Genomic DNA, 11835 nt, shown 5'->3' with positions numbered 1-11835 from the left:
AGCTTCACCTGTCTGATTTTATGAGTTAGCACTCCACATGGACTCCTACAAAATCAACCCACCCGATTTTATTGTCGCTGTTTGCAATCCCCTCTGCTGAAAACCTGACAGTAAGGTTTTCAAGTTCTGCAACAGTAGTCACGTTGTCCGTAATGTTATATGGGTCCAGATCCTGGTCACACACAGCAACATCTTTATACATTTCCATGTCTGGGTCGATCACTATCCATGAATTTGGGTTTCCGTCGTTGATCTCAAGTTTCATATCCTTCTGGCTGTTATCATGTGTTATATATACTATTTTCAGGAGAACAAGCTTTAACGGGTCTTTAATATTCATCTCATCTGCATCGATGTTGAATGTAAACGTCTCACTGGACTGTTGATTTTGTTTCATCTTGCATTCCGTAAGAAGTCCATCATTGATCCCATCTGTCAGCTCGGTAGGTAGCCATTCTCCCTTGTCATTCCCTGATTTATCAAATACGCTGCCGTACGGATGCGGAGTTATCCAGTATGGAAGTTCCCCATCCCCTCTCTGGAGCACTGCTTTCTGGATTACCTGCTGGGAGAGCGTGTGCACAAAGTACATATCTATGGCATCCCCGCCTGTCATGTTAAGTCCGCTTCCTGCAGTATTGATTACTATATAGTCTCCGAGCACAAAGACGTCGTTAGAGGACATATTGTTACCTTCAGGGTCAAAGACTGTGACACCGGGATCTGACATATTGAACTCAGCCTGCATCCCATTGACGCTGAGTATTACCTTGATGTCTTCAAGATCAATAGCCTCCCCTCCGCTGTGGAAGATCTGCACGGTGTCAGTCCCTGTGTCGATGTTCTCCTGCAGGTCGGTACGTGGCACATGCGGGGGTTTCATTGCTCCCCCATCTGAAAACACTGTAAGAGCGATTGAAGAAAAAGCCAGCACAACTACAGCTACCATGAGCACCTGCCCTATTACCTCTGAAACTGCCCGGCAGTCCTGGCCAAGTGCCCTGTATTTTTTACCCTCCACGATAAAAATCACCTTCTATAAATTTCTTGCCTAACTTCCTATAATGTTGGTGATTGAATATTAACCTGACTGTCTTAAAATCATTCTTTTCCCCCGCTGAGTTCTCCGGGTAACTATTATAAAAAATAAGTAACATAATTACTGAATAATGTCAGAGAGTCCCAGCAAAAATTTATATACGAATGAAGAATATCTTTGAGTGCAGTTATAAAAAGTAGTAATTGTAAATATGTATATTTGAGTGTTAAAATTCAGACAGGATGTCCTGTCTGGATGTTTTAATTCAGGAGGGAGTAACATATGGATCTCAAAAAAATATTTAGGAACGACAGGGCAGTGTCCCCGGTAATCGGTGTCGTGCTGATGGTTGCAATCACCGTCATCCTCGCCGCCGCAATCGGCTCTTCCGTCTTTGGCCAGAGCCCTTCAAAATCAGCACCGCAGGCGAACATTAATGCAAAATTTACTAATTATACCAATAGTATCCCCGCTAATATAACCATTGAGCACCTTGGTGGAGACTCTATTAGTTGGGGTAGTGCAGAACTCCGTTTCTATGATGTAAACGGTTCAGAAGTTGATGTGAATACTAATGGTTTAACTGATTACTTCAACGTTGGAGATGTTGAGGGCCTATACATTAATGATACAATGAATCCAAACTCTCTTTATAATGTAAAGATCGTTGATTCAGTGTCCAATCAGCTGATCTGTGATAAAGAACTGAGAACTTAAACACAACTTCCAAAATTGTGCCCATTTGGGCGCATTTTCTTTTCCTTTTTTCTGAGTTGTTGCCTTTTTCTAAATCCAGTTTCTTCTGTGCCTCATCATCATATTTTTGAAATTTTGTCAATCTCCCTTACTTGCCGCAGATATTCTCACTGAATAACCTCTCGCATCGTTTTTGTATGTCTAATTATTATTCCAGTGGCTCAAAAGCTGAATGGAAACTTTACAGTGAAATCAATGAGTTGAAATGAACCCTACATACATGTCTAATAGTTATGCAGGAAAAAAGACAACTAACTTATGACTTGATGCGGCATCTGAGGAAATATCGTGAAACCTCATATTGTGATGATGGGGCCTTTGTTTTCAGAATTACAGACTGCCGCAGAATGTATGAAGACTATTTTTGGTTCTCCGTGGGGTTCAGATCTTCGATTGTGATAATAAAAAGTTTAATCCTGTGTAGCTGCCCGTTTTAAATTCACTTTCCTGAGCATCGGGGGCACTTTTTCTGGTGCAACAGTATTCTAAACTTCTTTTGCAGAGAACAAATGGCGGGGTTAAAATATTCATATCCAAATAAAATTAAAATCGCGCATATATTTTGTTAATAAGTGAGTGTTCTTTTTATACTCCTAAGTAGATCCTCGTCTAAACTATCTATTAATTTTCCTCATGTTTACTTAAATTATATATTTATCAAAAAATACTTCTTCTCTCAGTAATTTCTAGCGAACGATAAAGAAAATTAGATCTTCATTATATAATGATTTCAAAAAACATGCTAAAAATAGAAATAAATATTTTCTTTTTTAAAAAGAAAATATTTTCTTATGTGCACAACTTATTAAATCCCGGATTCAATTTTTATCCAGGCATTGTAGGCTTTAAAGTTGATAGTTCTATTATTTTTCGGGGGGAGGGAAAAGGTGACCATGTGAGGGTCGGTGCTGAGGTCGTAGTCCGTGCCTTTCTGGAGGGTACTCTCTCTGGCTAAATCTTCAAAATACTTTTCCCAGGCTTCCGTGTTTTCTGTGTAGATTGTAAGGTTCACGGATGTGACGTTAGCTTTTACAGTTTCGTTTGCATTATTAAGGGGATAGACGGGTCCGAAGTCTTCGGAAGTCAGCCTTATGTCCTCTACGGTGTTGCTGGCCATTACACCGCGTTTTCCTTCGAGGGTCACAGCCCGTACTGAAAGGTTTACGGAGGAGATGCCGGTTCCATTTTCTAGCACAATTCCCGGGGAAAGTTTCATCATGGACCTGTTGTCTCTGGCGACGATCAGGGCTCCATTTTCATAGCAGTAAGTTTCGTCCACGTAATGGATGTTAGTAGGCCGGTATGAGACCGTGCCGGTATAAGCTAGAGTATTATTGCTGTTGTATCCCACCTGATCATCAGCCACGACTATCAACATGCCTGAAACGTCGTTGTTTACGGCAAGGGTCCCGCCTGTTTTCATGCCTCCTATAAACGGCACATCAGCCCCTCCCAGCTGGACCGGGCTGTTAAGCACGATCCTGGCATTCGGGTTCATCTCGAGCCCTGCCGCCAGAATGTCAACGTTAGACTTGAACCTGGTCATGTCCTGCCAGACGTCGGACATGTGGGCGTATTCTGCATCCTCTTTCCAGACGGGCACGTAGTGGAGCTGGACTGTCGTCATAGCGGCAACTATAATTCCGAGCAGCAGGGTTGCGGCAACAGCGGCTGCTATCCCCGATTCGGACTTTTTAAATGCTTCAAAACCCCTCGTTTTCATTCTTTCCCCTTCTCTAGTTTATTTTTAATTTACATACAACGCCATGTAGTCTACGTTAAGGTCATTTCCGGAATTTCCAGTTCCTGTAATCACCAGCTTCATCTTGAAAATTGCCCGGGACATGGTGTTATTTATACAGGTGGATAGGTCGGTTTAATAAGCCTCGATTGAATCATGCTTTGGAAGGCTCTCATCATCCCATTTTTTGAGTTTTTCTCAGGGCGATAGCTGCAAATTCTGGATAACTTCTTTTGAGGGAGTATCGATAAGGTACACATTTATTTCATCTCCTTCTTTGATGTCGACTCCCCATTCTCCCAATGTGTTAATCTCTATTTCGTCTCCCAGCTCCCATATGCTCCGGTTTCCCAGATTCGCATATATCTGGGACGAGTTGTAAGTATGCCGACTCCCATTGATGTTTACCGCTATTTCAAGAGATTCAGTATCGAGAAACTCTCCTCCGTTGTGTTCCAGGTAGATTGTATCGGCCTGTGCATCCATCCATTCTTTCACCTGAGTGTGGGGGACATCAGCCGGGCCGTCGTATGAAAAAATGGACACGGCAATTGAACTGAGAAGGATAACTGCTATTGTCGTCATCAGCACCTCCCCCAGGACATCCGAAACAGCACTGGAGTTTTCAATGAGTTTTTTTACATCTGACAAGCCGATTCCACCATCCCATATTTTTTAATTTTTTTAAATCGTAATAAGTCTCTTTTTTCAAAGCCCCGATTAAATCCGGTCTCGAAATTCTATCAAGAATCTTACTCACTTTATATGTTATCTTCTTCTACCCATAACCCCATGTAATCGATGTTTAACTCTTTCTCTGCGTTTTCATTTGCTTCTGTTGAGGCTTCAATCCGTACTTTGAAATTAGCCAGGTCTTCACGGGTATTGATGCGATCTGTCAGGTTGATATGTTCGGGCGCGAAGTCAGAATTATGTGCTGGAAGAATTCCATCGTAGTATACCCATTCTCCATTTCCATGCTCGTAGGTATCATAGTATTTGAGTTTGATAACACAATTTTTATTGTCTTTTCCGGAGCTATCATGTGTATAATAAACGATAGTAAGAGTCACGTTACAGAAAGTGTCCCCTGGTCTTATCCCATAGGCAGCGGGCTTGATTGCAAATTCGAATTCTTGATATATGCTGGTGTTAATCACATATGTCGGGGGATAATAAGATGTGCAGTTTTTGTCTTCGTTGTCTTTTTTATATTCATCTGCACTACTATCTTTAGAATTAACCTGCCATTTTTCTCCATATCCTTTTTTGTTTTTTCCTGATGAGGATGTATCCGTTATTTCTCCCATCGGGGTGAGTGTCATTGCGAATTTTGGCTCATTTTGAAACCTTGTAGTAAGTCTGCTTTTCTGGATCAACTCATTTGATGGGGTATCGACCAGAAATAACTCTACCCGGTCGTTATTTTGTAGGTTAACTGTCCATGTGCTCATCGTATTGATTTCAATAGTGTCCCCAATTTTCCAGACGCTGCTGTTTCCCAGATTTTCGTAAATTTGTGAGGAGTTGTATTCATACTTCCTGCCGTTAATATTTACTATTATCTCGGCATCCTCAGTGCTTATGGGTTCTCCTCCATTGTGTTTCAGGTAGATCGTGTCAGTGGAAATGTCCATAATTTCCTGTACATTCGTATGGGGGACATCGTCAGGCCCATCCTGTGCAAAAACAGAAACACCCAATACGCTGAGCATGATTACTACTATGCCTACGAGAAGGACCACCCCCATTACTTCCGAAACCGCCTGCTCGTCAGATGTTATCTTTTTTTCAGTTCGGTTAAGCACCGAAATCCCCCTTTCCCTTTATACCATGAACGTAAAGACCGCGTAGGTAATTATCATCATACTGACACTGTACTTCAGGCCCATGTATACTGAACCCTGCCCCATCTTTCCGGCAATAAGCCCGGAAGCAAAAGCCTGGACAAGAGCTGAGTGGTACATGAGCATCGTGTACTCTTCTATGTTGAAGTAGCCGTTTCCTATCCCTCCGTATCCCCCTATTCCCTGAGATGAACTCTTGAATGATGCACTTTCCGGGAAGAAGTACACAGCCAGGACGTAAACGATGAAAAGGAAGACGAAAAAGGCTACGTAGATGGTGACAACGTAGACCACCATTTCTGAAGAGCGCTCTTTTTTCAGCCTCTCATCACCCTTTACCTGTTCTGCGGTAATGGATAGCACACTTTTAAGGTCGCTTGTAGATTCGTTTGCTTTTATGAGAGTATGGAGAACCCTGGTTGATGTAGCGGTCCGGATGCTGTTTTCCAGCTTCATGAGGGCTCTTGAAGTAGAAGTTCCCCAGGCGAGGTCTTCCTTCAATTTTTTAAGCTCTTTGCTAAGGATGCCCATCTTGGATTCGGCCATTATTTTTAAGGAATTTGAAAGCAAGATTCCCGATTCGTTCATGCTTGAAAGGTTCCTCAGTAAATCAGGCATTCTCTCATCAATCTTACGCATCCTCCAGGCCCGGATCTCATAAAAGATGATAAAGGGGATCAGGGCAATGACAATAAAGATAATAATGTAATCATCAATTCCGGTGATTATCTGGATGCTGGTGTCGCTGATATGGGAAAAATTCGGATTAAAGTGGAAGTTAAAACTTAGTTTGTCCTTAATCGTCTCCGGCAGATGGGCAAGATAGTAAAGTCCAAAAGGAACCCCAAAGAAAAATGTGTATCTGGGTTCTTCCCGGATAGTCCTGTAAGGGTTGAACACCAGGTCTCTGATATTGTAAAGTTTTCTGTATAACTGGAATTTTTTACTCCTTTCTTTCTCTTCTTCGACGCTGAGCCCGGAGTCGATCTCTGGAATCTCGGAAAGGTTTATGGTAAAACCGGATGTACTGGACTTTTCCGGGCTCATGGAGAGTTCTCCCACGGTATCAAGGAGCACCACAAAGAGCAGACTTGCAAGAGGTATTATCACGTAAATAAGCATGTAAAGGATCTGAGCTGAAGCCGGCCGGAAAAACTGCAGCACTACAAGGGTTGTCATTATGAATAATGGGCCTGCGACAAGCACGGTCACATAGACTTCTGCAAGGACATCCAGCCTCTTTAACAGGTTACGGTTTGCCAGTTCCGCCATATCCTGGTACTGCTCGGACTTATTTTTTATGTATTCGGTTATGATCCCGCTGCTTGAAACAAGGATCAAGCCGTCAATAAAATCCTTGAAACGGTCCGAAGGGGTGCGTTCCTTTGCTTCCTTAAGGGCACTTATAAAATCCTTTCCCAGGTAGTCCATATCCCGCACAATGTAGGAGATTTCTTCCGCACTTGTGCCAAATATATGGGTATACTTACTCAGAGACCTGAAAACGTCATAGATTGACATTCCGCCCCTTGTCAGGGCGTACATGTAAGTTACCGCCGGCAGCATGGACTTATCTATACAGGCGTTCCGGATATCTGCCTGAAAATAAGGATATATGTATGCCACACCAAAGACTGTAAGAAAACTTATAATAAATACCAAAAGAGCGACTAAAATCGCAAGTAAATAAATGTACTCTTCTGCAAATCCTGCCCTTGTAGAATCCACAAAAAGGCTGAGTCGAGAAATAGGGTCCCCAAAGGTTTTCAGCCCGAGCCATAATCCGAAGATTCCTCCGATTATGCCTGCAAATATCGAATACATGAAGGCGGATGCCAGGTACTGGTCCACTGATATTGGAATATGGGATTGGCGTATCTTTACTTTGAGCTCCTGGAAGCTTTCCTTATTTTTGTAAAAGAAGTTCCCAAAAGTTCTGTATGCCAGTTCGTCCACAGAAGTGTAAGTCATGTTCCCCCTCTTAAGCAACCATATCCTGTATCATACCTTGCAGGGTGTCGTTTTCTATACCTTCCATGACCATTTTCGGATAACTCTGATATGCCTGCACTACAAGAGATACCTGGATGTAACTCCTCATATTTTTCTCATACAGGTAGGTAAGGATCTTTCTCCGACTCTCGATCTCGTTTCTCAACTGGCCTGTATCCCATCCTCTTACGTGCATGATGTCCTGCATAAGATAGGAGTCCCCAACTTTCAGGAAGCAGTCTTCAGAAGGTTCCCAGTTGAAAAGCTCGTTTATGCCAAGGTCTCCTGTCTCAGTGTCAACGTTAAGGACTTCGACAAGGCTCCTTGTTCTCCTTACCCTTTTATCTTCTATGTACACCTGTTCCTGGATACAGAGCACATCAAGTGACTGCAGCATAATCTGAGGCACATTTATGGGTTCGTGGGTAAGCCTGTTTATAACAGTCTGCACATCTCCTGCGTGCATTGTCGAGCTTGTTGCATGCCCTGTTGACATTGCCTGGAACAGAGTAAGAGCTTCACTGCCTCTGACTTCACCCACAATGATGAAATCCGGACGCTGTCTCAGGGAAGCTCTTAAAAGGTCGTACATGGAAACTTCCCCCGTAGCATCTGCGGCAAAGCTTTCCCTTGAAATACCCGAGACCCAGTTGTTGTGGTAGAGTAAGAGTTCCCTTGTATCCTCTATAGAGACTATCTTGGCTGTGGAAGGCATGAAAAGGGACGTGGCGTTAAGCATTGAGGTTTTTCCTGAAGCCGTCCCTCCTGCAAAAAGCATATTGTAGCCGTTTTCAATGACCAGCCAGAGGTATACCAGCATTTCCATATCGCACGTCTTAAAGCCGAGCAGGTCGATAGGCGTTATCGGATCTTTTCTGAACTTACGGATAGTAAACGAACTGCCGCGGGGAGTGATTTCTCTCCCTAACATAGCCTGAAGCCTTGACCCATCATGGATTGTTGCATCAACGATTGGCTGGCTGACAGAGATGTGCTTGTTATTCAGCTGGCACATCTTGATTACAAGGGAGTCAAGCTCTTCCTCTTCAAAAGAAATATTACTTTCAATATTGAGATATCTTGTATGATAAATATAGAGCGGAACTCCGACACCGTCACATGATATGTCTTCTATATAAGGATCATAAAGAAAAGGATTTATTTTTTCATAACCAAGCAAGTTTCTTCTGAGGTAATACATTATCCTGTGAATGGTTGAGGCTGAAATTTCAGCTTTATAACGTTCAAGAAGGAAAAGGGTTTTGTCCACAAGGAGCGCGTCTTTTTCTATTTTAGAGGTTGTAGGGTTCAAAACCAGAATGTCCTGAAAATCCTCGTAAAGTCTTTCGAGCAGATCTTTTTCATACTTTGTGAGGGCAGGTTCAACCAGCCTGTAGTATCTTGTTTTACGGTCTTCCAGAATCGATACCAGAGCATAAGGTTCTTGAAGCCAGTACCTTTCTATTTCCTTAAATTCTTCAGGCACTTCAAACACTACAAGAGGTCCGTCTTTTTCCTGGTCGTACGTCGGCATGCTTCTCAAAGGCTTATCAAAATGACTTTTAGCCCTTTTTAATATCTCTGAGATGGAGTTACTATCGCCTGTTTTCCCGAACAACCCCGAAATAAAACTTTTCTTTTCCGAGATTTCTATTACTTCATCCATACTCTCGCCTTCAGATTTCTCCTTATGCTATGTATGACTCAACATCTTATAAAATCTTCCTATTATGCCCTATATCTTTCTAAATTTACCTCGTTTGATTAATCTATATAAATCTATTTTTTCCTCTTTTAGCCCATTTTTTTAGATATTTGGGCAATTTACAGATATATTTATTTAGAATGTAAATAATAAACTTTTTTATTAAGGCACCGGATTACTTTAAAATAGGGGCAATTTGGGAGAAGGTTAAAATCCTATACTCACAGAGTCCGAAAATAATTATAAAATTAGATCTTGCAGGATTGTAATATCTGATGTGAACTCGTCAACTGTCATAGCTCTTTCACAAAGGCTAAAAATTCAAGAAAAAAGATTTTTTGAGAAAAGGTTTTCAGCTCTTTAAATAGTTCTCAAAAACTTATTTGCCTTTTATCCCTGAAGGAGTAAGCCCAAAGAAGAGCTTTTCGCCGGAGAGATCCGTACCCCTCATTTTTGTAACTGAAAGCATATGTGATAGTTTTCCGTTTGCAGTTTCTTCTTTTATTTTCAGTTCTATTTTTCCGAACACAAGATAATCTGCAAAACCCTGATGCTGGTTATGGGCGCGGTCGTCCATGAGAAAAAGAGATGTGCAACCATGTTTTGCCAGGATGCTGTAGATGGCATCAAACTTACTGAGGGCTTCATTACCCACACAATTACGTGTTTTGGTAAGAGCTCCAAGGCTGTCCAGGACCACAATGTCTACATTTTCAGCTAGATCTTTGACCCTCCCAACCCGGTCTTTTTCTGCTACTTCAAGCCCTTTTCCCAGGCGGGAAGAAAAGAGTGTCTCCTGAATCCTGCTTTGAAATACATCTTCTACCACGAGCAACCCGGAATCAATAAAAGGTTCAAGGTCCATTCCCAGCGATTTTGACTGAAGGATAATATCTTCCAGAAGTGCTCTTGTAAGGATCAAAAGCCCCCTCTTTCCTGCGGAGCAGTTGCTGTACAGGAAATGTGTACCCATTATCGTCTTTCCCGAACCCGTAGGTCCTGTGATAAGGATGCCTTTTCCCCTGGGATAGCCCCCTCCAAGGAGTGAATTAAGGCACTCTATTCCGCTCGTTATTCGTTCCATTTATCTTGCTCCTGAAAATAGTTAGGTTAAAGCAACTTATTTATATTTCGTATTATGTACTGATATTCTCCAGTACCTGTATTAAAAACAATCTCTTAAAATTAAGGAACATACGCCAGAATGTAGCGTATCTTCTACTTAAATGCCTGATGAAGTTTTCAGGATGCGGTTTTCAGGATGCGGTTTTCAGATACACTTTCAGAAGAAACCTTTTTTCAGGATACAGGTCTTTTTCAGGATACAAGGGCTTTGAGCGCGTTGACTGCATTTACAAGTATATCTACTTCTTCTTCTGTGTTGTAGAGTGCAAAGGAGGCTCTTACAGTGCTGTCAACTTCGAGGAAGCGGGTAATCGGGATTGCACAGTGGTGTCCACTGCGGACGCAAATTTTTCTTGTCTGGTCAAGGATCAGGGCAACATCGTGAGCATGAAGCCCTTTCACATTAAAAGGCACAATCCCTGCCCGGTTTTCAGGCCCGTAAACCTCCACGTGCTCGAGTTCCGAGAGCCTCTTTGCAGCTTCCCCGGAAAGTTTCTCTTCATGCTTTTCAATCTCGGAAACCCCTATTTTTTCCACATACTCCACTGCTCTCCCAAGCCCGATAACCCCTGGAATATTCGGAGTGCCGGCTTCAAAACAGGCAGGAGACGGCTCAAGTGTGTATGAAAGCCCGCTGACGTCCGAAACCGTACCTCCTCCTACTGAGGCGCTTTCCAGCACATCAGGTTGTCTTATATAGAGTACGCCAGTTCCCTGAGGGCCAAGCAGCCCTTTGTGTCCTGCGGTTGCAAAAAAGTCACAGTCAAGTTCTTTTAGATCCACTGGCATATGTCCTGCAGACTGGGCGCCGTCAATAAGTGTTTTTACCCCGTTTCTGCGGGCAATTTTCGTAATCCTGTTAACATTCTGAATAGAGCCGAAAACGTTTGAGACCTGAGTTACAGCGATGAGTTTTGTCCTGTCAGTGAGGGCATTTTCTATCATCTGAGGATCAATTATGCCTTTGCGGTCCGGGCTTACAACTGTTACGTTTACCCCTTTCTTCTGCAGGCGCAGCCAGGGCAGGAGGTTTGAATGGTGCTCGAGCATGGTTGTAATGATGTGGTCTCCTGCCTCCCAGGGATAACTGGTTGCAACAAGGTTGACCCCTTCGGTTGTATTTTTCGTAAACACGGTCTTTGAAGGATCTGCATTCAGAAAACGGGCAACAGTCTCCCGTGCATCTTCATAGTGATTTGTGGTCTCCCTGGCAAGGCGGTGCGCTCCTCTCCCGTGGTTGCCTGCATACCTGTAAAAGTATTCAACCATGGCTTCAACTGCAGGTATCGGGGTCTGCGTAGTCGCTGTGCTGTCCAGGTACACAACTTCTTTTAAAACAGGAAAATCTTCACGGACCGCATATACATCGTACATGCTTCTTTTCTAGGAATGAGAACTAAAAAAAGCTTATGCAGGTTATTTACCCTGCACGCCGCCTATCATAAAGCGGTAAAGGTCTAATTCATCTGAGTCAAGGCTATCTGTACAGCCTTTTACTACAGTGTGGTAACCGTTTTTATGGTTTTTGTATCTATATTCACTTCTCTTACTGTCTTCTTGATTCGTTTCACTCATAAATTTTCCTCCTGTCTCTTCAATGCTTGCGCTTATCTCAGGGCTAAAATTTTGT

General features: G+C 42.7%; 10 protein-coding genes. 1 reads left to right on the top strand and 9 read right to left on the bottom strand.

Going from position 1 to position 11835, the window contains the following annotated elements; genetic code table 11:
- Positions 1 to 25: 25 nt before the first annotated feature.
- On the bottom strand, positions 26 to 1021 hold the full coding sequence (locus EO92_RS04745) for a type IV pilin N-terminal domain-containing protein (RefSeq protein ID WP_048169696.1): 996 nt from the start codon (positions 1019 to 1021) through the stop codon (positions 26 to 28).
- Between the two features lie 300 nt (positions 1022 to 1321).
- On the opposite strand from EO92_RS04745, the gene EO92_RS04740 reads away from it, so the two are divergent.
- Entirely contained in the window at positions 1322 to 1756 is a 435-nt protein-coding gene (locus EO92_RS04740; RefSeq protein WP_048169694.1) for a type IV pilin, read from the top strand.
- 844 nt (positions 1757 to 2600) lie between these two features.
- On the opposite strand, the gene EO92_RS04735 is transcribed toward EO92_RS04740, so the two are convergent.
- From EO92_RS04735 to EO92_RS17510, 8 genes are all read right to left on the bottom strand, one after another.
- Entirely contained in the window at positions 2601 to 3518 is a 918-nt protein-coding gene (locus EO92_RS04735) for a hypothetical protein (RefSeq protein ID WP_048169692.1), read from the bottom strand.
- Between the two features lie 216 nt (positions 3519 to 3734).
- Positions 3735 to 4187: a type IV pilin N-terminal domain-containing protein gene (locus tag EO92_RS04730; RefSeq protein WP_048169690.1), complete on the bottom strand. Its 453-nt coding sequence runs from the start codon at positions 4185 to 4187 to the stop codon at positions 3735 to 3737.
- A 110-nt stretch (positions 4188 to 4297) separates the two neighbouring features.
- Positions 4298 to 5344, bottom strand: coding sequence for a type IV pilin N-terminal domain-containing protein (locus EO92_RS16980; protein WP_235283189.1), 1047 nt, complete (start codon positions 5342 to 5344; stop codon positions 4298 to 4300).
- Between the two features lie 18 nt (positions 5345 to 5362).
- Positions 5363 to 7354, bottom strand: coding sequence for a type II secretion system F family protein (locus EO92_RS04720; RefSeq protein WP_048169816.1), 1992 nt, complete (start codon positions 7352 to 7354; stop codon positions 5363 to 5365).
- 10 nt (positions 7355 to 7364) lie between these two features.
- On the bottom strand, positions 7365 to 9041 hold the full coding sequence (locus tag EO92_RS04715) for a type II/IV secretion system ATPase subunit (protein WP_048169687.1): 1677 nt from the start codon (positions 9039 to 9041) through the stop codon (positions 7365 to 7367).
- A 418-nt stretch (positions 9042 to 9459) separates the two neighbouring features.
- Positions 9460 to 10164 (bottom strand): RAD55 family ATPase, encoded by a 705-nt coding sequence (locus EO92_RS04710; RefSeq protein WP_048169685.1) that lies wholly within the window; start codon positions 10162 to 10164, stop codon positions 9460 to 9462.
- 233 nt (positions 10165 to 10397) lie between these two features.
- Positions 10398 to 11579: a cysteine desulfurase gene (locus EO92_RS04705; protein WP_048169683.1), complete on the bottom strand. Its 1182-nt coding sequence runs from the start codon at positions 11577 to 11579 to the stop codon at positions 10398 to 10400.
- 42 nt (positions 11580 to 11621) lie between these two features.
- Entirely contained in the window at positions 11622 to 11780 is a 159-nt protein-coding gene (locus tag EO92_RS17510) for a hypothetical protein (RefSeq protein WP_156161312.1), read from the bottom strand.
- Between the last annotated feature and the right edge of the window lie 55 nt (positions 11781 to 11835).

Source organism: Methanosarcina sp. 2.H.A.1B.4, from assembly GCF_000979385.1.
Lineage (GTDB): Archaea > Halobacteriota > Methanosarcinia > Methanosarcinales > Methanosarcinaceae > Methanosarcina.
Note: the sequence above shows the minus strand (reverse complement) of the source record. Positions and strands in the feature narration are given on the sequence as shown.

Coding starts and splice junctions, on each gene's coding strand:
- EO92_RS04720 (WP_048169816.1), bottom strand. CDS start 7,354: ATGACTTACACTTCTGTGGACGAACTGGCATACAGAACTTTTGGGAAC.
- EO92_RS04740 (WP_048169694.1), top strand. CDS start 1,322: ATGGATCTCAAAAAAATATTTAGGAACGACAGGGCAGTGTCCCCGGTA.
- EO92_RS04715 (WP_048169687.1), bottom strand. CDS start 9,041: ATGGATGAAGTAATAGAAATCTCGGAAAAGAAAAGTTTTATTTCGGGG.
- EO92_RS04705 (WP_048169683.1), bottom strand. CDS start 11,579: ATGTACGATGTATATGCGGTCCGTGAAGATTTTCCTGTTTTAAAAGAA.
- EO92_RS04710 (WP_048169685.1), bottom strand. CDS start 10,164: ATGGAACGAATAACGAGCGGAATAGAGTGCCTTAATTCACTCCTTGGA.
- EO92_RS17510 (WP_156161312.1), bottom strand. CDS start 11,780: ATGAGTGAAACGAATCAAGAAGACAGTAAGAGAAGTGAATATAGATAC.
- EO92_RS04735 (WP_048169692.1), bottom strand. CDS start 3,518: ATGAAAACGAGGGGTTTTGAAGCATTTAAAAAGTCCGAATCGGGGATA.